15 protein-coding genes, 1 tRNA gene, 1 pseudogene and 1 riboswitch are annotated in these 22626 nt (G+C 70.6%); of the genes and pseudogenes, 9 read left to right on the top strand and 8 right to left on the bottom strand.

The features are described from left to right. The first annotated feature begins 56 nt into the window (after positions 1 to 56). The 3 genes from lhgO (at position 57) to ABD357_RS30555 (ending at position 3963) form a co-directional block, all read left to right on the top strand. The gene (gene lhgO / locus ABD357_RS30565) at positions 57 to 1262 is read left to right on the top strand and encodes an L-2-hydroxyglutarate oxidase (protein ID WP_344394248.1); all 1206 of its coding nucleotides are present in this window, start codon (positions 57 to 59) and stop codon (positions 1260 to 1262) included. A gap of 472 nt (positions 1263 to 1734) precedes the next feature. Further along, positions 1735 to 2541, top strand: coding sequence for a tRNA (guanosine(46)-N7)-methyltransferase TrmB (trmB, locus tag ABD357_RS30560; RefSeq protein WP_344394247.1), 807 nt, complete (start codon positions 1735 to 1737; stop codon positions 2539 to 2541). An 87-nt stretch (positions 2542 to 2628) separates the two neighbouring features. Then, positions 2629 to 3963, top strand: coding sequence for a PrsW family intramembrane metalloprotease (locus ABD357_RS30555; protein WP_344394246.1), 1335 nt, complete (start codon positions 2629 to 2631; stop codon positions 3961 to 3963). 86 nt (positions 3964 to 4049) lie between these two features. Here ABD357_RS30555 and ABD357_RS30550 read toward each other — a convergent pair whose 3' ends face one another. From ABD357_RS30550 to ABD357_RS30535, 4 genes are all read right to left on the bottom strand, one after another. Then, positions 4050 to 5066, bottom strand: coding sequence for a M23 family metallopeptidase (locus tag ABD357_RS30550; RefSeq protein WP_344394245.1), 1017 nt, complete (start codon positions 5064 to 5066; stop codon positions 4050 to 4052). A gap of 11 nt (positions 5067 to 5077) precedes the next feature. Continuing rightward, positions 5078 to 5234, bottom strand: a riboswitch (cyclic di-AMP (ydaO/yuaA leader). Between the two features lie 288 nt (positions 5235 to 5522). Beyond that, positions 5523 to 6713, bottom strand: a complete 1191-nt coding sequence (locus ABD357_RS30545; RefSeq protein ID WP_344394244.1) for a PP2C family protein-serine/threonine phosphatase — start codon at positions 6711 to 6713, stop codon at positions 5523 to 5525. 72 nt (positions 6714 to 6785) lie between these two features. Then, positions 6786 to 6859, bottom strand: a tRNA-Met gene (locus ABD357_RS30540). A gap of 80 nt (positions 6860 to 6939) precedes the next feature. Next, a complete protein-coding gene (locus tag ABD357_RS30535) occupies positions 6940 to 8085 on the bottom strand; it encodes a dihydrofolate reductase family protein (protein ID WP_344394243.1) in 1146 nt (381 codons plus the stop codon). A 68-nt stretch (positions 8086 to 8153) separates the two neighbouring features. Between ABD357_RS30535 and ABD357_RS30530 the strand changes: the two genes are divergently transcribed. Further along, positions 8154 to 8672, top strand: a complete 519-nt coding sequence (locus ABD357_RS30530; RefSeq protein ID WP_344394242.1) for a MarR family winged helix-turn-helix transcriptional regulator — start codon at positions 8154 to 8156, stop codon at positions 8670 to 8672. Between the two features lie 19 nt (positions 8673 to 8691). Here the strand turns inward: ABD357_RS30530 and helR are convergent, their stop codons facing one another. Both helR and ABD357_RS30520 read right to left on the bottom strand, forming a co-directional pair. Further along, positions 8692 to 10932 carry an RNA polymerase recycling motor ATPase HelR gene (helR, locus tag ABD357_RS30525; protein ID WP_344394241.1) on the bottom strand — a complete coding sequence of 747 codons (2241 nt, stop codon included), beginning with the start codon at positions 10930 to 10932 and terminating at the stop codon, positions 8692 to 8694. Between the two features lie 153 nt (positions 10933 to 11085). After that, positions 11086 to 11801, bottom strand: a pseudogene (locus tag ABD357_RS30520) (glycosyltransferase). 431 nt (positions 11802 to 12232) lie between these two features. Here ABD357_RS30520 and ABD357_RS30515 point away from each other — a divergent pair. Beyond that, the gene (locus tag ABD357_RS30515; protein ID WP_344394240.1) at positions 12233 to 12859 is read left to right on the top strand and encodes a GTP cyclohydrolase II; all 627 of its coding nucleotides are present in this window, start codon (positions 12233 to 12235) and stop codon (positions 12857 to 12859) included. 148 nt (positions 12860 to 13007) lie between these two features. After that, positions 13008 to 14444, top strand: a complete 1437-nt coding sequence (gene rox / locus ABD357_RS30510) for a rifampin monooxygenase (protein ID WP_344394239.1) — start codon at positions 13008 to 13010, stop codon at positions 14442 to 14444. A 48-nt stretch (positions 14445 to 14492) separates the two neighbouring features. Here rox and ABD357_RS30505 read toward each other — a convergent pair whose 3' ends face one another. Beyond that, positions 14493 to 14954: a pyridoxamine 5'-phosphate oxidase family protein gene (locus ABD357_RS30505; RefSeq protein WP_344394238.1), complete on the bottom strand. Its 462-nt coding sequence runs from the start codon at positions 14952 to 14954 to the stop codon at positions 14493 to 14495. Positions 14955 to 15131: 177 nt separating this feature from the next. On the opposite strand from ABD357_RS30505, the gene ABD357_RS30500 reads away from it, so the two are divergent. Further along, a complete protein-coding gene (locus ABD357_RS30500; RefSeq protein WP_344394237.1) occupies positions 15132 to 17930 on the top strand; it encodes an ATP-binding protein in 2799 nt (932 codons plus the stop codon). A 25-nt stretch (positions 17931 to 17955) separates the two neighbouring features. Here the strand turns inward: ABD357_RS30500 and ABD357_RS30495 are convergent, their stop codons facing one another. After that, positions 17956 to 18408, bottom strand: coding sequence for an iron chaperone (locus tag ABD357_RS30495; RefSeq protein WP_344394236.1), 453 nt, complete (start codon positions 18406 to 18408; stop codon positions 17956 to 17958). 409 nt (positions 18409 to 18817) lie between these two features. Here ABD357_RS30495 and ABD357_RS30490 point away from each other — a divergent pair, with 409 nt between their 5' ends. Beyond that, a complete protein-coding gene (locus ABD357_RS30490) occupies positions 18818 to 20530 on the top strand; it encodes an SPFH domain-containing protein (protein WP_344394235.1) in 1713 nt (570 codons plus the stop codon). After that, on the top strand, positions 20527 to 21852 hold the full coding sequence (locus ABD357_RS30485; protein ID WP_344394234.1) for an SPFH domain-containing protein: 1326 nt from the start codon (positions 20527 to 20529) through the stop codon (positions 21850 to 21852). The genes ABD357_RS30490 and ABD357_RS30485 overlap by 4 nt, the downstream gene beginning before the upstream one ends. Positions 21853 to 22626 lie beyond the last annotated feature (774 nt).

Here is a 22626-nt window from a genome sequence, read left to right as displayed (position 1 = left end):
CGGGTTTCAGCGCGTTGTCAGTGGCGCAGTGCACTATCTAAGTGGGAGGTGGGAAGGTGCGGCGCGTGATCGTTTATGACTGTGATGTGGTCGTGGTCGGCGGGGGGATCGTTGGGCTGTCTACGGCCTATGCGATTACGCGGGCCGCGCCGGGGACTCGGGTGATGGTGCTGGAGAAGGAGCCGGGACCTGCCCAGCACCAGACGGGGCGCAACAGCGGCGTCATCCACAGCGGCATCTACTACCGGCCCGGGTCCCTCAAGGCGCGGTATGCCGTGCGGGGTGCGGCCGAGATGGTCAAGTTCTGTGCGGAGTACGGGATCGCGCATGCCGTGACGGGGAAGCTGATCGTCGCCACGGAGCGGGACGAGTTGCCGCGGCTGCATGCGCTGGTGCAGCGGGGGCGGGAGAACGGGATTCCGGTACGGGAGCTGGGCGCGTCCCAGATCGCCGAGTACGAACCGGAGGTTCGGGGGCTGGCCGCCATTCATGTCGCCACGACCGGCGTCTGCGACTTCGTGGGCGTCGCGCGGCAGCTCGCGGAGGCTTCGGGGGCGCAGATTCGGTACGGGGCGGAGGTCACGTACATCGACCGGCGGCCCGATCTGGGGGTCGCTGTTCGTACGGGCGATGGGGACGTCGTACGCGCGCGTGTGCTGGTCAACTGTGCGGGGCTGCACTGTGACGAGATCGCTCGCCTTGCGGGGGACGAGCCCGGGATGCGGATCGTGCCGTTCCGCGGGGAGTACTACTCGCTGGCGCGGCCCTGGCTGGTGAAGGGGCTGGTGTATCCGGTGCCGGATCCCGCGTTTCCGTTCCTCGGGGTGCATCTCACGCGCGGGATCGACGGGGGCGTTCACATCGGGCCGAACGCTGTGCCGGCGTTGGCCCGTGAGGGGTATGACTGGCGGACCGTGCGGGCTCGGGAGCTGGGGGCGACGCTTGCCTGGCCCGGAGCCTGGCGGATAGCTCGGCGGCACTGGCGGTATGGCGGGGGTGAGCTGCGGCGGTCTTTGTCCAAGGGGGCGTTCGCCGGGGCTGTGCGGCGGTTGTTGCCCGCGGTTACTCCGGATGACCTGGTTCCGGCTTCTGCGGGCGTCCGCGCCCAGGCGGTCCTTCGGGACGGCACGTTGGTGGACGACTTCCTTCTGCGGGAAGGGCCGCGGACGGTGCATGTGCTGAACGCGCCGTCCCCTGCGGCTACCGCTTCGCTTCCGATTGGGCGGGAGGTGGGGCGGAGGGTTCTGGAGGCGTTGGGGTGACCGCGGGGGTTTCTTTCCCCAGCCCCGCCCCTTCCCGGCTGTATCAATTTGCGGCTCCGCCGCGTGGGGGGCTGCGCCCCAGGCCCCCGCCAGGGGGTGGGGGTGACATGTCGTGTCGCGGCTGCCAGTCGGTCGTGGCTGGTCGCGCAGTTCCCCGCGCCCCTGAAAAGCCATAGCCTGCGATTCCCCGCACCCCCAACTACCCGCAGCTTCCCACCGGCGGGAGGGGACGTGGGCCGGTGCGTCGTATGCCCGTCGCGTAGGTTCTGTCTCAGGTCACCTGCGCCCTGTGGAAGCCGAAGGGCCGTATGCCCACCCTGCGACGGGCTGACGCACCGGCCCACGGCCCCGACCCACCACCCACCCAGGGGCGCGGGGAACTGCGCGAGCAACCACCCACGCACCCGCACCCGCACCCGCACCCGCAAACGAACCCACCCGCCCAACCGCCGGAGGCAACCCGCTACGTAAAATGAAACGCACTGTGTCTGAGCGCCAAAACACCGAAGAACCCCGCCACCCCCACCCGCGCGCCAAAGGCGAACCCCGCTTCCCCGACGGCCCCCGTGCCGATCCCGCCGGGTCCCACTTCGAGCGGCGGATCCGTAGTTTTCAGCCGCGGCGGAGTCGGGTCACGCATGGGCAGGCCGACGCCTTGCAGCGGCTCTGGCCCAAGTGGGGGCTGGATATCGATGGCCGGCGGAAGATCGACCTCACCGATATGTTCGGGAACGACAAGCCCGTCGTGCTGGAGATCGGGTTCGGGATGGGCGAGGCCACCGCGCAGATGGCCGCCACGGATCCCGCCACCAACATTCTCGCCGTCGACGTGCACACCCCTGGCCAGGGGAATCTGCTCAATCTCGCGGACCGGAACAGCCTGTCCAACATCCGGGTCGGGAACGGCGACGCGATCATCCTGCTCAGGGAGATGCTCCGGCCGGACTCCCTGGGCGGACTGCGCGTGTACTTCCCGGACCCCTGGCCCAAGAAGCGCCACCACAAGCGCCGCCTGATCCAGCCGGACTTCCTCACACTCGCCGCGTCCCGCCTCAAGCCCGGCGCGCTGTTGCACTGCGCCACGGACTGGGAGCCGTACGCCGAGGTGATGCTCGAAGTCCTCACCGCACACCCGGACTTCGAGAACACCCAGCCGGACGGCGGTTTCGCGCCCCGTCCGGACTTCCGCCCGCTGACCCGTTTCGAGAGCCAGGGCCTGGACAAGGGACATGTGGTGCACGATCTGCTGTTCCACCGCGTGCCGCACAGCGCTCGGTAAGCCGACACGTCACCCCCGCGCCCCAAACCCAGCCGAGCGCAAACGTACCGTCGCAAGCCCAGCCCCTCCCTGGTTAGGGTCGATGTTGTGGCCACCAGTCCTCCGTATCCGGCGTACCCGGCGCACCCACCACCCCCCGACACCCCCGCCGGAGGCACCCGGCGGCATACACACTGGTGGCGCCGCAAGTGGGTGCGCTACGGCGCGCTGATCACCCTGCTCGCCCTCTCCGGTCTCGTCATCCTGGCCCTGGTCCGCGAACAGACCGGCACCGAGGGCTTTCTCGTGGGCCTTGGTCTTGCCGTGCTGCCCGTCCCGCTGCTGATCGCCGCGTTCCGCTGGCTGGACCGGGTCGAGCCGGGGCCCTGGCGGAACCTGACGTTCGCGTTCGCCTGGGGCGCCTGCGCGGCGGCGCTGATAGCGATCGTCGCGAACAGTTTCGCGACGCGTTGGATAGCCACGGCCACCGCGGACCCGTCGAGCGCCGACACGATCGGTGCGACGGTCATAGCGCCGGTCGTGGAGGAGAGCGCGAAGGCCGCCGCCGTCTTACTCGTCTTCCTGTTCCGCAGACGGGACTTCACCGGGATCGTCGACGGCGTGGTGATAGCCGGGGTCACCGCGACCGGCTTCGCGTTCACCGAGAACATCCTCTACCTCGGCACCGCCTTCGGCACAGACCAGCTCAGCGGCGAGGACGGTATCGCCTCCGTCACCGCGGCCACCTTCTTCGTACGCGTGATCATGTCGCCCTTCGCGCACCCGCTGTTCACCGTGCTCACCGGCATCGGCTTCGGCATCGCGGCGCTCTCGGCGGACCGCCAGCACCTACGACGCGTACTGCTGCCCTTCGCGGGCCTGCTGCTGGCGATGGGCATGCACGCCCTCTGGAACGGCTCGTCGACCTTCGGCACGTACGGCTTCTTCGCGGTGTACGCGGCGTTCATGGTGCCCGCGTTCGGCCTGCTGACCTGGCTGGTCATCTGGACGCGGCAGCGTGAGCTCGGCACGGTGCGCGCCGAGCTGCCCGCGTACGCCATGGCGGGCTGGCTGACCGTTCCCGAGCCGTTCGTGCTCGGCTCGATGAAGGCGCGGCGACTGGCCCGCGAGTACGCCACGTATCACGGCGGGCGCCCGGCGGGGCGGGCGGTCGCGGAGTACGAGGCGTACGCGACGTCCCTCGCGTTCCTGCGCCACCGGGGGCGCCGCGGCCGTGCGGGCGCCGACTTCGTCGTACGGGAACGGGAGTTGCTCCACGAGCTGTGGGCCCGCCGCGAGCTTGCCCGCCCCGCGCTGGCGTACGCGGCCCGGTCCACGGCTCCGCTCCCGGTGCCGCCACCGTGGCCTACGTACGGGAACGCGTACGGGCAGGCGTCGCCCTTCCCGGCGTACGACCCGGCCTACAACCCCTACCGGAACTAGGCGAAAAAGCAGGACGCCACCCGCTTCTCGTCCGAAAGCGGATGGCGTCGAAGAGCTGGTCGAAGAGCCGACCGAGACCTACGGGTTTACGGGTTGAGCCCCTTGCTCCGCAGCCAGGCCATCGGGTCGATTCCGTCGCCACCCGCCGTCTTGACCTCCATGTGGAGGTGCGCCCCGGTGACGTTGCCGGTCGCGCCCACGCGGCCGATGACCTCGCCCGTGCTGACCTGCTGGCCGACGCTGACGCTGATCGAGGACTGGTGGGCGTACCAGATCTCCGTGCCGTCGTCGAGCTTGAGCTTGGTGAGGTAGCCGTACGAGCCGTTCCAGCCGGCCTCGGTGATGGTGCCGCTGTGGACCGCCTTGAGCGGCGTACCCGACGGGGCGGCGAAGTCCAGGCCGGTGTGGGACCCGGAGGACCACAGGGCGCCGGACTGCCCGAAGGTCGAGGTGATGGTGTACGAGGACGTCGGCAGCGCGAAGCTCCTGGCGAGCTCGGCGAGGCGCTCCGCCTCGGCCTTCTGCCGGGCCTCCTCCGCCGCCTTCTCCTTGGCGGCTTCGGCCTTGGCCTGGGCGGCTTCCCGCTCCTTGGCGGCCTGCTCGGCGGCCTGCTTGGCGGCGGCGGTCGCCGCAGCCTGCCTGGCCTCGCGGTCCACCTGGTCCTGCTGCCGCTCGGCCTGCAGGATGATGCGGGCGCGCAGGGCCTCGCCCGCGTCGGAGTTGCCCTGCTCGGCGTCCGCCGTGCTCAGACCGGCCTGGGTGAGCGGTGTCGCGGAGCCGGCCTCTTCCTCGGGGTCGTCCGAGATCAGGGGAAGGTCGGGAAGGGTGATGGAGACCGGCGGTTTGCCGGTCTGCGCGCTGGCCATGCCGCCCGCGCTGACGGCCGCTATGACCCCGACGCCCAGAACCGTGGAGCTGCGCGCAAGGCCTCCTCCGCGCTGCTTGCCGACGCGGTGCCTGCCGCGAACGGGCTTGAGGGAATCCTCGGTGGGGTTCCACTCCTCCCAGGTCTCCTCGTCCTGGCGTTTGCCGTAGCCGAATGAGTCGGGCTGCTGCTCACTCGGCGCGAACGAAGTCTGGGGGGCAGGCCGGTTGGACGCCACGTAGGCGCACTCCTTTCCTTCCTTGTCGCCTACCGGGTTAGCTGACGGGTTCGGAGCAGGAAGGTCTCCTACGCGCGTCGCTCACGGTGTCTCCACCAGGAACAACGCCCGATTCACCCCAAGTTGGTGGTTCCCCGGTTCCCTTGCGGGATTCGGCGCGTGCGCACGGAGCCGACTCTTGTGACGGCTGGGACGACCGCGCTGCGTTATCGAACGTTAATAGAGGCAGGCACCGGATTCCAAGCTGTTCTGAAGATTCGTTGGCGGTCTTGGCCTGGACTTTCAGGTCATGAGCGGGACGAATCGGGCGAGTTGATCCTGACTCAGGGGTAATTCACTGCTGTGACTTCTGTTGACAATGTTTCAGTTGCTAACCGGAGTGAGTTGATTCGACTACTACCGGTGATATTGAAACCCCGCAGGCACCAAGACCACGGGGCGGTTCAAGAACCCGCCTCACGGCCTCCTGACGGCCAGCAGCGCCATGTCGTCCGTCGCGCCGCCGGCTCCCGTGTGCCGGAGGACCGCCTCCACGAGCGTGGCGAGCAGCACCCGGGGTCCGTGGAAGGTCCGGCCCGCGAGGCACTGAGCGGGGTCGAAGAAGACGCCGTGCCGGTCCCGGGCCTCGGTCACCCCGTCCGTGTAGAAGAGCAGGGTGGCCCCGCCGGGGAACGGGACCTCCTGCGCCCGGCCGGGCCACGGGCCCAGCTCGCCCATCCCGAGCGGCAGTGCGGGGTCCTCGGACCGGAGTGTTTCCAGCGAGCCGTCCCCGTACAGCAGGAGCGGCCCGGGGTGACCGCGGTGGACGATGCGTACGACGGCGCCGGCGTGCGGGATCTCGGCGAGTACGGCGGTGGTGAAGCCCTCGACCGCTTCGAGGCCGCCTCGCCGGGCGGCCTCGCGCACCAGCGCCCGCTCCAGCCGCTGCGCCACCGCCTCCAGGGTCGCCTCCTGCTCGGCGGCCTCCCGGAAGGCCCCGATGAGCACGGCAACGGCCGCCACAGCGCCCATGCCCTTCCCCCGTACGTCACCGAGGACGAGCCGTACGCCGTGCGGGGTGTCCTGCACGGCGTACAGGTCACCCCCGATGAACGCGTCCGCCTGCGCCGCCTCGTACCGCGCCGCGATGTCGAGCCCGCCGATCCGTTCGGCCGGTTCGGGCAGTACGGCCCTCTGGGCCGCCTCCGCGATCTCGCGCGCGGAGGCGAGACGTTGGTCACTGCGGCGTACGAGGCGGTTGATGGCGAGGGCCAGCAGGGCGACCGCCGCCGCGGTGGCGATCTCGGTGGCCGAGCCCACGTCGAAGGGCCCCCTGATGTGCAGCAGGGACAGGGCGGCGACGGCCACGACTCCGGTACGCAGCGTGTTGCCGAACGTGGAGAGGGGCGCCGCGACGAGCGGGGCGACCGTGAAGAAGGGCACCGCGGTGAAGGGGGGCGGGGTGAGGAAGTCGTAGCAGACGCCCGCGATGATCAGCAGCACAGGGAGGGCGCGGACAAGAGTCCGGAGGTCAGCGACCCTCCGCCAGCCAGTCTCCGCTTCTCCCGGCCCCACCACTGCTCTCCCGCCCTTCACCGCGCTCCGTCCAGGTTTCCCGGCGGGTGGTCGGGGGGCGACCTGTGCGGGCCGAGTGAGTGAGCGGACCATCGGGACAGCACCGTCGGAAACCCGGAAAGCACTCAGGGCCGGAACCCGTGGGTTCCGGCCCTGAGTGTTCAGTAGCGGGGACAGGATTTGAACCTGCGACCTCTGGGTTATGAGCCCAGCGAGCTACCGAGCTGCTCCACCCCGCGTCGGTAAGACCAGTGTACGCCATCCGCGGGACGCTCAGCACACGGGTTTTCGCCGCCTGCCCTTAACCGATCGCTCCCGGTCACCGGCCGAGCAGGTGGCGGTTGGGCTCGGCGGCCCGTTCCGCGTATTCCGGGAGTACGACGACTTCGGCGCCTTCGGCGGCCAGCAGGCCGCTGCCGTCCGCGGACCGGACGAACGTGTCCGGCTCGCGCCAGGCGGTGACCACGCGGCGTACGCCCGCGTCGAGGATCAGGCGGGCGCAGGGGGCAGGCCGGGAGGCGCGGCGGGCGCAGGGTTCCAGGCTGCTGTAGACGGTGGCGGCGGGAAGGCGCGGATCGGCCGGGTCGAGTTTCGCGAGCGCGGCCTCCTCGGCGTGCGACACGGGGTCGGACTCGCGGGAGTACCCGCGGGCCAGTTCCGTACCGTCCGCCGCCACGACGACCGCGCCGACGCTGAACGCGGTCCGCGAAGGCGGGCACTGGGCGGCGAGCTCGCAGGCGAGCTCCAGCCAGTGCCGGTCGGCGGCGGAGGCCGGCCCGCCTGCTCCGGGCGCCGTGGGCACGTAGCGCATGAGCACCACATCGCCCACCGGCCGGGTCTCCACCAGCCGCATCCGGTTGCGCACCCCGCCCGGGTAGCCGCCGGGTCCGAACAGCCGGGGTGCGTCCGGCTGCCCCACGAGGAGGGGCGCGAGAGCGAGCTGCAGCTCGTCCGCGAGGCCCTCCTGAAGCAGCTGGGTGTGCACGCGCCCGCCGCCTTCGACCATGAGCCGCCGTACGCCTCGTACATCGTGGAGGTGGTCGAGTACGGCCGGCCAGTCGAGCTCGGGCCCGACGGGGACGACATCGACGCCCTGACCGCGGAGGGCCGCGGTGGCTTTCGGGGCGCCCTTGTCGGTCGTGTACACGACCTTCTCGCCGCCCGTGGACCAGAAGTTGAGGGTCGGGTCCAGGTCGCCGCTGCCGCTGACGGTGACCTTCAGCGGGTACTCCGGGCGGCCTTCCGCGATCCTGGCCGCGCGCCGCTCGGCGGAGTTGACCAGGAGGCGGGGGTTGTCGGCGCGCAGGGTGCCCGCGCCGACCAGGATCGCGTCGGAGTGGGCCCGCACCTCGTCGACCCGGTCGAAGTCGGCCGGGCCGGAGAGCCGCAGCCGTTCGGGGCCGGTGTCGTCCAGGTAGCCGTCGAGGGAGACGGCGGCGGACAACAGGACGTAGGGGTGGGGCATGGGGCGTACTCTCCGCTCGTGTCAAGCCGATGGTGGTTCAACTTTTAAACAGTACCTACACTGAAGGCATGACGACCCGCTGGCTCACCCCCGAGGAGCAACGCGCCTGGCGCGCGTACATCGCCGCCTCCCACCTTCTGGAGGACGCGCTCGACCGGCAGCTCCAGCAGGAGGCCGGTATGCCGCACCTGTACTACACGATCCTGGCCACCCTCTCCGAGACTCCTCACCACTGTCTGCGGATGACAGATCTCGCCGAGGCCCTGAAGATCACCCGCAGCCGGCTGACGTACGCCGTGACACGTCTGGAGAAGGACGGTGTCGTACGCCGGCAGGACTGCAGCATGGACAAGCGCGGGAGCCTCGCAATCCTGACCGACGAGGGGATGGCGGTGCTGGAGCGTGCGGCGCCGGGTCATGTCGAGATGGTGCGCTCCGCGCTCTTCGAGCACCTCACTCCGGAGCAGGTGGGGCAGTTGGAGGAGATCTTCACGGGGGTTGCGGGGGCGCTCCAGGGAGACGGGGGAAAGGCAGCGTCGGACGACCTGCCGTGGCGGCGGCGGTCGTCCGGCCAGCAGTGCACGTAGGCGGTACCGGCGCCCGGCGTCAGGTGGTCGTGAGGATGGCGAGTTGCTGGGTCGCCCGGGTCATCGCGACGTAGTGGTCGACCGCTCCTTCGATGCCGTCGCCGAACTCCTCCGGGTCGATGAGGACGACGAGGTCGAACTCGAGCCCCTTCGAGAGCTCCGGGGTGAGGGAGCGGACGCGGGACGACGTCGTACGGAATCGGAACGTCACAGGGGGTGTCGTACCGGATGTCGTATCGGATGTCGTACGGGATGTGGGGACGCCGATGACGCAGGCGATTCCGTCGGCGTGTGTGGCGAGCCAGGTGTCGAGGATCGAGTCCAGTTCCGAAGCTGATCCGTGGACGACGGGGACGCCGCCGCTGCGGATGGAGGTCGGCACGTTGGCGTCCGGGAGGGCGGCACGGATGACCGGCTCGGCCTCCGCCATGATTTCTTCCGGCGTCCGGTAGTTGATGCTCAGGGAGGCCAGGCTGATGCGGTCGAACCCGATCCGCGCCAGCCGTTCCTGCCAGGACTCCGTGAAGCCGTGCCTGGCCTGGGCGCGGTCGCCGACGATGGTGAAGCTGCGGGACGGGCAGCGGAGCAGCAGCATCTGCCATTCCGCGTCGGTCAGTTCCTGGGCCTCGTCGACGACGATGTGCGCGAAGGGGCCGGCGAGCAAGTCCGGGTCGGGGGTGGGCAGTTCGGACTCGTCGACCAGGCTGACCTTGGCGTCCTCGCCGCTCAGCATCCTCACCAGGCCTATGCCCTCGTCACCGTCGGCGCCGGAGTCGGCCACGGCACCGATCAGGTTGTCGACGACCTGCGCCATACGCTCGCGCTGGGCGGCGAGGATGGCCTGGTGCCGGCGGTTGCGCCGGGCCGTCTCCGGGTCGCCGAGCCGCTGCCGTGCCGCGTCCAGGAGGGGCAGGTCGGACACCGTCCAGGCCTGGGGGTCCTCCTTGCGCTGCAGCTTGCGGACCTCTTCGGGGCTGAGCCAGGGGGCGCACTTGCGCAGGTAGGCGGGGACCGACCACAGGTCCCCGACCAGGTCGGCCGCCTCGAGCAGCGGCCACGCGTGGTTGAAGGCCGCCAGCAGCTCCCTGTTCTGGTTCAGCGACTTACGGAGCAGGGCGGGCGGGGCCTCCTCGCCGTCGTGCTTGTCCGCGAGGACCGTGAGCAGTTCGTCCCAGACCTGGGCGCGTGCCTCGTTGTGCGGCGTACCGGGTTCCGCTGCTTCGAACGCCTCGGTCCAGTCGTCGGCGCTCAGCCAGACGTCGGACCAGTGGGTCGTGACCGTCATCCCCTTGGTGGGCGGCTCCTCGTAGAACCTGACGGCCGTCTCGATCGCCTGCACCAGGTCCGCGGAAGACTTCAGACGGGCCACGTCCGGGTCGGCCTCGACCGCCGCCGCGGCTCCCTCGGCGACGAGGTCCCTCAGGGTGCAGGTCTGTACGCCCTCCTCGCCGAGGCTGGGGAGGACATCGGCGACGTAGTCCAGGTAGGGCCGGTGCGGGCCGACGAACAGCACGCCGCCGCGGCGGTGACCGAGGCGGGGGTCGGAGTAGAGGAGGTAGGCGGAACGGTGCAGGGCGACGACGGTCTTGCCCGTACCCGGACCCCCGTCGACGACGAGCGCACCGCGGGATCCCGCGCGGATGATGGCGTCCTGGTCGGCCTGGATGGTGCCGAGCACGTCCCGCATCCGGGGCGACCGGTTGGTGCCCAGGCTGGCGATGAAGGCGGACTGGTCGTCGAGCGCGGCGTGCCGTTCAAGGCCGTCGGCGGTGAACACCTCGTCCCAGTAGTCGCTGATCCGGCCGCGGGTCCAGCGGTACCTGCGACGGCTCGCCAGACCCATCGGGTTGGCATGGGTGGCGCCGAAGAACGGCTCGGCCGCGGGTGAGCGCCAGTCGACCAGCAACCGACGGCCCGTGCTGTCCGTGAGCCCGAGTCGTCCGACGTATACGGGCTCGGGGTGCTCGGAGTCGTCCGTGCTGACCATGTGGCCGAGGCACAGGTCCAGGCCGAAGCGGCGCAGTGTGCGCAGGCGTGAGGTCAGCCGGTGGATCTCCGTGTCCCGGTCCATCGCCTCCCGGCCTGTGCCGCCGGGCGCCCTGCGCTGGGCATCGAGGCTGTCGGACACCTCGGCGATCGTCTGCTCGAGGCACTCCGCGATGGCCGCGAAGTGCTGCTCGTCGGCGGCGATCAGCTTGGGGTCGGCCTTGGGTGAGAGGTGGTCGGGCAGGTCGAACGCGCTGGTGGTCAGGGGGTTCACGGCGATTGGCTCCGATCTGGGGTCGCTGGCGACCGTTGCGCGTGGGAAGACATTTGGAACGGTACGACGAACCTGTGCGTGCGGGTTCTCGTGTTCTGGGGGCCTGGCTCGACCGTCCCGTGGTTCACGCGGGACGATCGAGCCAGGCCTTACTCAGTTGACCGCGTCGAGCAGCAGCTTCGCGGCCACCGTCGCGCCGTCGGGGCGGATCGTGAGGGCCACGGCCCTCGCGCGGGCACCGGTCTTGGGGGCCAGGGCCGTTCCGAGCGTGGCCGGCAGGGATTCGAAGGTCGGAGTCGGACCTTCGTGTGCCGCTCCGATGCCCAGGTCGGCCACCCGACCCGCCCAGTACGGCTGGTCCGCCAGCCGGGGCGCCCCGGCCCGGGCGGCCGTCGTCGTGGTGCCCGCGCCGCCGTGGTGCACGACGGCGGCCACCCGGCCGACAGTGTCTGGTGGTTGACCTCACCGACTACGAAGCAGTCGTCCTGGTCGTCGATCAGGGCCAGGTCGGCCCAGCCGCGGGAGACGAGTACGCGGCGGCCGTGCGCGCGTACCGCCTCGACGGCCACCTGGGCAGCGTCCTCCGAGCCGCGCATGGGCATGCTGCCGAAGCCCACGTACACCGGTGGTTCACCGGCCTCCAGGAACGCCAACAGGTCGAACTGGCCGGCGATCACCTCGGCCGCGCGCCGGGGCAGGCCCTCCGCGGGCAGCGACGGCGCCGCCTTCGTCAGCGCACGCGCCGACGGCCCGAAGGGAACCAGCTCCACACCGACACCGGCCAGCAGCTTCGCGAACTCCTCGTCCGTCGGCGCACATACCCGCACGTCCACGCCCAATTCCCTTGACTGCACCGCGAGTGCAGCCATCGGATGGACATCCCCGCGCGACCCATGGGTCGACAACAACACACGCACTTCGTCACCCCCGTTTCCGCAGGTCCTGGCCTTGGCCGGGTAATTCTGCGGCACGACGGGGGCCTTGCCGCAAGCCCCCTGGTGCGCTATAAGTTGAGAGTGGCAAGGAGTGGGTGAACTCCTTGCCTTTGCTTTTGCCGTCCGCCGCGTACGTGCCTCTTGTCGTCCACCGCGTACGTGTCTTTGCCGTCCGCCGCGGCCGTCCGGGCGGCCCAACCCCGACTGCGTCATGAGCCCACGGGCAACTATCGGAACCGTTGCTTCAACTTTAAACCATGGGGTAGGGTCTCGATCCAAGGGTCTGCTTCAAATCTGAAGCAGAGCTGAAGGCTGCTGCTGAAGCTGTTGTGACGCAGCTCGGATCCTGGATTCGGAGAACCCGCATGCCCGAACTCCCCGCCGCCACCCCGCGCGCACGCGTCCGGGTTCCGCTGCGCTTCCACGACGGCTACGGCGTGGACGCCGACGTGGTCACCTTCCACGGACTGACCGACGGCCAGGAACACGTGGCCCTCGTCCTCGGCACCCCATCGGCGAACCCGCTGGTCCGCCTGCACTCCGAGTGCCTGACGGGCGACGTCTTCGGCTCGGCCCGCTGCGACTGCGGCCCGCAGCTCCGCGAGGCGGTCGAGGAGATCGCCACGCGTGGCGGCGTACTCCTCTACCTCCGCCAGGAAGGCCGCGGCATCGGCCTCTACAACAAGCTCGACGCGTACGCGCTCCAGGACGAGGGCCTCGACACGTACGCCGCGAACACGGCCCTCGGCCTGCCGGAGGACGCCCGCGACTACACGTCGGCGGCCCAGATGCTGACGGCTCTGGGCATCTCGTCCCTCGACCTGCTGTCCAACAACCCGGACAAGGCGGAACAGCTCCGCTCACTGGGCGTCGACGTTCAACGCCGGGTCCCGACGGGCGTGTTCAAGACGGCCCACAACGTCCGCTACCTGCGGGCCAAGGTTCTCCAGACCCAGCACACGCTGCCGCTGCCGGAACTCAGCGCGGGCTGAAAACGACAAAGGCAAGGAGGGACACTCACAGGGTCACTCACTCCTTGCCACTCTCAACGTATAGCCCACCAGAGGGCTTGCGGCAAGGCCCCCGTAGTACCGCAGAATTGCCCGGCCAAGGCCAGGACCTGCGGAAATGGGGAGTTTCATGATCGACGTGATCATTGCCGGTGCCGGGCCCACCGGCTTGATGCTGGCCAGTGAGCTGCGGCTGCACGGTGTGCACGTGCTCGTGCTGGAGAAGGAGCCGGAGCCGACCCCGGTGGTCCGCGCGCTCGGCCTGCACGTGCGCAGTATCGAGGTGATGGACCAGCGCGGTCTGCTGGAGCGGTTTCTCACGCTCGGGCAGCAGCACCCGGTCGGTCGCTTCTTCGCCGGCATCCCCAAGCCGTCGCCGGTCCGGCTGGACACCACGCATCCCTACGTCCTCGGCATCCCGCAGCCCGTCACCGACCGCCTGCTGACCGAGCGTGCCACCGAACTCGGCGCCGAGATCCGGCGCGGCTGCGAACTGGTCGGGCTGAGCCAGGACGACGACGGGGTGACCGCCGAGCTCGCAGACGGCACGCGGCTGCGCTCGCGCTACCTCGTCGGCTGCGACGGCGGCCGCAGCGCGGTGCGCAAGCTGCTCGGCGTCGGCTTCCCCGGCGAGCCCTCCAGCGCCGAGACGCTGCTGGGCGAGATGGAGGTGGCCGAGGACCCGGAGACGATTGCCGCCGTCGTCGCGGACGTCCGCAAGACACAGCTGCGGTTCGGCCTCGGGCCCCTCGGGGACGGGCTGTACCGCGTCGTGGTGCCCGCCGAGGGGGTGGCCGAGGACCGCGCGGTCCCGCCGACCCTCGAGGAGTTCCAGCGGCAGCTGCGGGTGTACGCCGGTACCGACTTCGGCGTGCACTCGCCGCGCTGGCTGTCCCGCTTCGGCGACGCCACCCGGCTGGCCGAGCGCTACCGCGTCGACCGGGTGCTGCTGGCCGGCGACGCGGCCCACGTCCACCCGCCGCTGGGCGGGCAGGGGCTCAACCTCGGTGTCCAGGACGCGTTCAACCTCGGCTGGAAACTGGCCGCCGAGGTGGGCGGCTGGGCACCGAAGGGACTCCTCGACAGCTACGAGACCGAACGGCACCCGGTGGCCGCCGACGTACTGGACAACACCCGCGCGCAGACGGTGCTGGTGTCCACCGACCCGGGCTCCCGGGCGGTGCGCCGGCTGGTGTCGGAACTGATGGACTTCGAGGACGTGCACCGGTACCTGATCGAGAAGATCACCGCGATCAGCGTCCGCTACGACTTCGGCGAGGGCCACGAACTGCTGGGCCGGCGCCTACGGGACGTGAAGCTGAAGCGTGGCCGCCTCTACGAGCTGATGCACACCGGCCGCGGCCTGCTGCTCGACCAGACCGGCCGGCTCTCGGTGGCGGGCTGGTCGGACCGGGTCGACCACGTCGTCGACGTCAGCGAGGAACTGGACGTGGAGGACGTGCCCGCGGTGCTGCTGCGGCCGGACGGCCACGTGGCGTGGGTCGGTGACGATCAGCAGGAGTTGCTCGGTCGGATGGCGAAGTGGTTCGGCGCGGCCGTCAGTTGAGCGGGCAACTGCGGCTCGAAGGCCTTCACGCTTGGCCGGGCCGGAGTGTCAGACCAGCCAGCGGCCGTCGCGCATCAACTCGCGGTGGCGCAGCTCGTTCTCCTCGCGCCAGGCCTGGATGCGGCGTGGGGTGATCCGGAACCAGCGGTAAGGCGTGGTCAGTGCGCGCGGGTCGAAGCCGGTGCGTGCGGCGAACCGGTCAGCCTGCTGCTGCGGCAGTGCGTCGATCTCGAGGACCTCGACCTCGCCGTCGATCATGGACACGTCGCGGGTGTGGCCCAGTCCCAGCCGAGCGGTCCGGGTGGCGGCCAGGTTCCTGCCGGTCGGGCTCTTTGCCGGAGTGGCCACCAACAGCGCGTCGCCGTCCCAGTCGAAGGACAGCGGCACGAGGTACGGTGCGCCGTCCGCCGAGGCACTGGCCACCCAGACGTCGACGTCGTCGGTGAGCTGGTGCTCGGTGTCGCGGCGGCGCTGGGCACAGGGGCGGGGGTCGGCGTACACCACGGTCATGGTCACTCCTGTAGTCGCGGGTCATCGAAGGAGGTCACGGTCGCCCGGGTGTGTCTGTGTGCCTTGCCGGGCTCGATCGCTGTGGTCACAACCTCTCCCGTACCGGATGCGGTCCACCTCCGTGCTGACCACGGAAACCGCCACGGATAAACGGATACGGATACGGATAATGAGCCGGTGTCCACTCCAGTGATCTCGTCCCGGGAAGCCGAAGTGCTCGCGCTGCTCGGGGAGCACCTCAGCAACGCGGAGATCGCCGCGCGGTTGGTCATCTCCGTACGTACGGTCGAGTCGCACGTCTCCTCGCTGCTGCGCAAGCTGGAGGTGCCGGACCGGCGGGCGCTTTCCCGGCGCGCGGCCGAGTCCGCCCACGCCGAGCGGTCGCGTTCGGCACCCGCTCTTCCGGCGCGGCTGACGCCGTTCGTCGGCCGGGCGCGCGAGCGTGGCGAGTTGGCCGAGGCGGTGAAGACACACCGGCAGGTGACCGCGGTCGGCCCGGGCGGGGTCGGCAAGACCCGGCTCGCACTGGCGGTGGCAGCGGAGGTGGCCGGCGACTTCGCCGACGGGGTGTGGTTCGTCGACTTGGTCCCGGTCACCGATCCGGAGCGGGTGGGGGCGGCGGTCGCGGCGGCCGTGGGTGTGGGCGAGCAGCCAGGGCGTGGCATCGACGACGCGGTTCCGGCCGCGCTGGCGGATCACCGGGCGCTGCTGGTGCTGGACAACTGCGAGCAGGTACGCGACGGGGTGGCGTCGTTCGTGGAGCGGCTCTTGACGGCCTGCCCGCGGCTGCGGGTGCTGGTGACGAGCCGGGCCCGGCTGATGGTGCCGTTCGAGCGGGTCTTCCCGGTCCCACCGCTGTCGCGGGCCGGCGGCGACAACTCGGAGGCGGTGGCCCTGTTCATGGACCGGGCGGCGGCGGTCGGCCAGCCTCCGGGTCCGGCGGTGAGCGAAGGAGTCGTGGCCGTCTGCGAACGGCTCGGCGGCATGGCGCTGGCGATCGAGCTGGCGGCGGCGCGGTGGTCCACGCTCGGCCTCGACGGCCTCACGGCCGGCCTCTCCGATCAGCTGCGGATCCTCACCGGCGGGGCCCGCGCCGACGACAGGCACCGGTCGGTGCGGGCGGTCCTCGACTGGAGCCATGACCTGCTGGAGCCGCAGGATCAGGCCGTGCTGCGCCGGGTGTCGGTGTTCGCCGTGCCGTTCACCGCCGAGGCGGCCACTGCGGTGGCCGGGTTCGCCCCGCTGGACCCGGCCGCGGTCACGGACGGGCTCGGCAGGCTTGCCGAGCAGAGCCTGCTCGCCGTGACACCGTCCGCGTCCGGCACCCGCTACCAGCCGCTGGAGACCATCCGCCAGTACGGGACGGAGCGGCTCACCGACGCCGGCGAGCTGATCGACGTCCGATCCCGCCACGTGGACTGGTGCCTGGCCGGCGCGACCGCCCTCATGGGAGCCGGCGGCGCGGACTGGCGCGCCCGGTTCGACGCTCTGGCGGACGACCTCAGAGCCGCTCTCACCTGGGCTGCCGAACAGCCGGAGCGGCGCGTGGACGCCTGCCGTCTCGCCTTGAACCTGGCCGAGTTGGCGTTCACCCGCAATCTGCTCGGCGAGGCCCAGCAGCGCTACGAGCAGGCGGCCCGGCTCGCCGACGACGCTGCCGCCGGTGCCGTTGCACTGCGGCACGCCGCCTCAGTGGCCGGGTGCCGCAGGCTCGGCGACGACATGTTCCGACTGCATCGTGCCGCCGCGGAGGCGGCCCGCCGGGCCGGGGACAGCCCCGGTGCCGGCCGCGACCTGGCGGATGCCGCCACCGTCGCGTACCGCTTCTCCACCTCGTTCACGCGCATTCCCCCCGTGGACGAGGTGACCGCCATGCTCGCGGAGGCGCGAGAGCTGTCCGGTGCCACCCCGGCCGCCGAGGCGGCTGTCGCGCTGGCCGAGGCGGCGGTGGTCGCGGACGCGTACGGCGCGATTCAGGGAGACACGGAAAACACCGTTGAGGAGACGGTCGAGCGAGCCGAACAGGCCGTCGGGCTCGCCCGGCGCACCGGCGACACGGTGGCGGAGTCGGCCGCCCTCGACGCGCTCTCCGGCGCGCGGAGCTGGGCCGGTGATGCCTTCGCCGTCGCGGGCATCGCCCGGCGCCGGATCGACATCCTGACCTCTGTGCCGCCAACTCCCGCCAGTACGCACGAGCTGATGGACGCCCTCGCCATGGCCGCCGGAACCGCCCTCGGTGTGGGTGAACTGCCGGAAGCCCAACGGTGGGGCAAACAGTTGGCCGACCACCCGCTGCTGGCCGAGGCGGGCCACCACGCCACGTCCTGGATCCTGACCGCCGACGCGTTCGCCGGCCATGCCGACGAGGTACTCACCCGCAGCGTGAGGTTCCTCGACGCGTGGGAGCACAGTGGCCGCCAGCGCTCACTCTCCCTGGGTGCCGCAGCCGCGTCGGTGGCCATGGTCCACGGCTTGCGCGGCGACCACGACGCCCGGGCGACCTGGCTCGCGATCGTCGATCAGGCGGACACAGCGGTGGAGCAGCACCGTCATGGCTACGGCGCGGTCTTCGACGCCATGGTTCTGCTCCACCACGGGGAGGTTGACGCCGCGCTGGAGCGGGTCGCGCCGAAGCCGGACGAGGTGTGGAAGTGGGTGTGCTGGATCTGGCACCACTGGTACGTGTCGCTCCGGGCGGAGACGGCGGTCCTCGCCGGACACCCGGACGCCCGGTCCCGGATCGACGCCGCGCGCGCCGTGGTCACCGGCAACCCGGTCGCCACCGCCCAGCTGGACCGCGCGGAGGCACTGCTGGACGGCGACCTGCCGCACCAGCTCGCCGCCGCGGCGGCATTCGACGCGGCCGGCTGCCCCTACCAGTCGGCACGCACGCTGCTCCTCGCGGGCGGCGACCATGCCACCGCCGCGACGACCGCGCTGGCCGGCCTCGGCCTGGCGCCCAAGCCCGACCGGTAGCCGGTAGCCGCCGCTGTGTGCGCCCTCAGCTGACCGCCTGCTTCACAAGTGCGGCGATCCGTGCCTCCGCCTCGTCCGTCACCTCGGTCAGGGCGAAAGCGGTCGCCCACATCGTGCCCTCGTCCAGCTTCGCCGGGTCGTTGAACCCGAGGGTGGCGTAGCGCGACTTGAACTTCGCGGCGCTCTGGAAGAAGCAGACGACCTTGCCGTCCAGTGCGTAGGCGGGCATCCCGTACCAGAGCTTCGGCGCGAGGACCGGGGCGCTCGCTTTGACAATGGCGTGGACGCGCTCGGCCATGATCCGGTCCGAGTCCGGCATCTCCGCGATCTTCGCGAGCACGTCCCGCTCCGCCTCCGCCGCCTTGTCCGCACGCGAACCGCGACGCGCCGCCTTCTTCTGCTCCTGGGCGTGGTCCTTCATCGCGGCCCGCTCCTCGGCCGTGAATCCCTCGTACGAGCTGTTCTTGGCGCCGGCCATGGTCACTCCTGTGGTCGTGGGTCACGAGCGGCTCGGTGGGCCCGGTCGGGCCCTGCCGCTGTGGTCACAGCCTGTCCTGACCGAGGCGCGGCGGCATCCGTGCCGACCACGGAAACCACCACGGATACCGGAGTCGGTGATCCAACAGTTGAAGACCCCGCGGCCGGCCGGCTTCACCACGGTTTCAGGGTCGGCCCGGGAACGGTCAGGGGTAGTTTTCAGAGCCCCTTCTCCATCAGCGCCCTCAGGACACTCATCAGTATGGTCACGATCGGCTGAGCCGCCCTGTTCCCGCCGCCTGTAGGTGTGGGATGACTGGGACCAGGAACACGATCAAGAGAGCGCACAAGGCGTACAGGGCACCCAGCCCGTAATACGAGCACGAGAAGAGAAGGAAAAAGGGGGAACGATGGCACGAGCGAAGGCGCAGAGCCTACGGAGGGTGGCCTCAGCGGTGGCCTCCGGTGCCGATCCCCGACAGACGGCCGAGGAGGAAATCCGGCGGCGCACGGGGCGGTCGGCCGGTCGGCCGCAGAGCCGGGGACAGGCCGGCCAGGGGTGGGACGACGCCGACGAGGAGTCGTACGCGCCGGAGGAAGAGGGCATGGACCCCGCCGACTTTCCGGCCGCGAGGGAACAGGGCGGCTCCATCGCCACGGTCATGGCGCAGAAGACCGTCTCTCTCGACGAGGCCGGTGAGGCGCTCAACCGGAGCGAGCAGCAGCGTGAGGGCGGCGAGCAGGTCCATGCGATCTGCCCGATGGTGCTCCCGAAGGGCCGCTCGTTCCTGAGCATGCTCCCGGTGTTGTCGCTGCTCGTCCTGGGCGCGGTGGGCACAGCGGTCGTGTCGACGGTGGACGACTCCCCGCTGACCAACCCGCTCTTCGGGCTGCACTACTGGGTCATCTCCGTGATCGCGGTCGCCTTCGTGTGGTGGCGGCAGGGCATGGTGATGGTCCCGGACGGCTGCCAGGCGCTGATCACGCGCTTCGGGAAGCTGGAGAAGGTCGTCGGCCCCGGCCGGGTGATCCTGATCAGCCCGTGGAAGCGGGTCTCGTACATCCTCAACACCACCCGCGAGTACCCGTTCAACGCGCCCGTGCGTGAGGCGCCGACCAAGGGCGGCGTGAAGGCCTCGATCGACCTGTTCATCCAGTTCCGGATCAGCGACGCGACCGAGTTCGTCTACACACTGGGTGCGGTACGCGGCTTCGAAGAGAAGCTGAGCAACGCGGTGAGCGAGACGATCCGCAGCCTCATCTATGAGCAGGAGGCCGCCGGGATCTACGACATGGTCGGCGAGGACACCGGCCGGCTCCTTGAGCAGCTGAACCAGCAGTTCCGGCCCGCGGTCGAGCTGACCAACGCCAACATCACCCACGCCGAGCCGTCCGACCGCAACTACCGGATGGACCTGGCCGCCCCGGAGATGGTGCGGATGGCCAAGGAGGCGTACACCCACGAGTACGCGCTGATGCTCCGCAAGGAGCAGGACGAGGGCGACCTGAGCAAGGAGCTGGCGACCAGCCACGAGACGCTCTCCGCGATCCAGGCCGACATCGCCCAGTACCAGGCCCAGATGGACACCGCCGTGGAGCGCGAGACCAACCGCGCCCAGGCCCTTGCCCGCCAGCGCTACGTACAGGCCGAGTCCGAGGCGAAGGCCAACGCGGCGCTGCTGGAGGCACAGGCCCTCGACATCCGCGCGGTCACCGCGGCCGAGGCTCCCGAGATCCTCGAGTACCGCTACCAGCAGCAGATCCTCGACACCCTTGAGCAGGTCGCCGACCATCTGCCGCGCCTGGTCCGCATCGGCGGCTCGGCGGACGGCGACGGCGCCGCCGGGGTCGACTTTCTGCAGCTGGCCCGGGAGATGGTCGGCGAGCGCGGCGAGGAGCTGTTCAGCGAGGCGGACATGGCCGCCATGCGTGGGCAGCTCGCCGCTATCGGCGACCGTATCGCCGGCCGCGAGGACGAGATCGTGGTGCTGCTCCAGGCCGAGCGGCCCACCGTGCCGTCGGCCGAGGCTGGAGCGCCGACGGGCTCTGCAACCGGCCAAGAGACCGCCGAGCAGGCCAAGGCGTCCGAGGTTCCCGACTTCTCCGAGGAGGCCGGTCAGTGAGTACCGCACGTATGAACCGCAGGTCGGTCATCTCCGAGGCGGTCGCGCCCTGGAGCGACATCGCCCAGCTGCTGCGCGGCGGCGAGGCCGGCACGCTGATCCCGGTCATCATCCCCCGCCACCGGCGCAGGCTGTGGTGGATGCTGCCCCTGTGGCTCGGCCTGTTCGCGCTGCTCATGGGCGTGATGCTGTCGCTGCGCGAGGCGGACTCCGACGGCGCGGCGGACCTCGCCTACGGCACACTCGCCGGGCTCGCCTACGCGGCCGGCGGCCTGCTCCTGATCATCGGCGCGCTGTGGTGGTGGCGCTCCTCGATCGTCGAGATCGAGCAAGGCACCAACGGTGTCCTGACCCGCTACGGCGCGGTCACCCGCACCCTGGACGCCGGCCGCCACTACCTTTGGCACCCCTGGTCGAGGGTGGACTTCGTGGTCGACACGGCCACCGAGATCCCGTACTCGGCCCCGGTGATGGCCTGCCCGACGCAGGAGAACGTCCCGCTGCGGTCGATCGAGTTCTTCCTGAAGTTCCGCATCACGGACGCGGTCCGGTTCGTCCGCACGATCGGCGCGGGCAACTTCGACCTGGTCCTGTCCAGCGCCGTCCAGGACGCCATCCGCCAGCGCGCCCGCAAGATGCGCACCGAACGGGCGTACGACCTGCGCGGCTCGGACGTGGCCGACATGCAGGAGCTGCTCAACCGGCAGCTGGAGCGCTACGGCGTGCGCATCACCGGCTCCAACATCCCGGACGTCCAGCTGCCGACGCAGTATCAGCAGCACCTGGCGACCCGGGAGCGGGTCGCCAAGGAGCGCACGGCGTACGAGCAGGAGTGGGGGCTGACCCGCAAGCGCCGTATCGACAGCCTCGGCATGGACATCGAGCGGGCCAAGAAGGTGCGCGACGCGCGCATCGTCGAGGTGAAGGCCGCGCTCAACAACGCCCGCGAACAGGTTGCCCAGCTGCTGGAGGAGCAGGAGACCAACGCCCAGCGTGTGCGGTTCGAGATCGAGACCCGCGGTCGCAGCGGCCTGATCTCCGCCGAGAACGAGGCCCGTGCCCAGCGCGCCCTCGCCAAGGCCTACCGCGACAACCGCGCGGTACTTCAGTACGAGCTGGCCCGCCGCCGCCTCGAAGTGGGCGCGGAGCTGGCGTCGAAGGCACCGCAGCCGGTGGTCGTACGCACCGACGGCGGCAGCGGTGACACCTCGGCGCTCTCGACGCTGCTCGCCGCGCAGCTGCTGCCGCGGATGACGGCGCTGCCCGCGGCTCCGACGCGGTACTTCGAGGACGGGCAGCCGGACAGGGACGACGACGCCTGAGGCGAGCGTCACCCGCCACGCTCAACCCGGCGGCTCCCGGCTCCAGGCACTCCTCGGAGCCGGGAACCGCCGTTACGCCGTGCTGCGTCAGGTCGCTTCGGCCTCCGCCACGCCCTCGGCCTCCGCCACGCCGTCGGCGTCCTCGATGCCCGCGGTGTCCGGTGCGGGCAGGCGGACCGGGGCCGCTCCATGCCTTGATCGTCCGCCCTTTGGGCTCGCCGGGACCGGTCCCGATCACGTCCCGCGCCGTGGTGTGGTGGCGCGATCTTGCTGAGTCGTGCGGCGGCGTGGGCGGCACCGGGACGCTCGGCGGGGACGGGCTCGGGTCGTTGAGAGACGGTTCCGGGTCGGATGGCGGGGACATAGGACCTCCTCGTAGCGCGAGCGTTACGGCAGGTTGCCACGCTGCAGCCGGAAGGGGTCCTGAGATATGGGGATGCCCCAAACGAAACAGCGCCCGAGCCAGCCGAAGCCGACCCGGGCGCTGTGGCCCGACCTGCTGTGGGGGCGACACAGGATCCGTGACGATAACAGGAGGCACACGATCACCCGGATCTTCCACGGGCTTGTCACTGCCGGGCCCGCCAGATCCTGTCCGGTCGATCAGGCCGGATCAGCGAACGGCGTCCGACACGGTCAGCCGGCAAGGCGGCCGGAAGGCCCGGTGTCGGCTTGGCAGGGCTCCGGGACTGTGAAACGCTCATTTTGTGGCATATCTGGCCAGCGTCTGCACATCGATCTCGAACGGGTGAGCCGGGCTGCCTGTCGGGAGTC

The sequence above is a fragment of the Streptomyces vastus genome (genome assembly GCF_039532825.1).
GTDB classification, from domain to species: domain Bacteria; phylum Actinomycetota; class Actinomycetes; order Streptomycetales; family Streptomycetaceae; genus Streptomyces; species Streptomyces vastus.
This window is presented reverse-complemented; position numbering and strand designations above follow the sequence as displayed.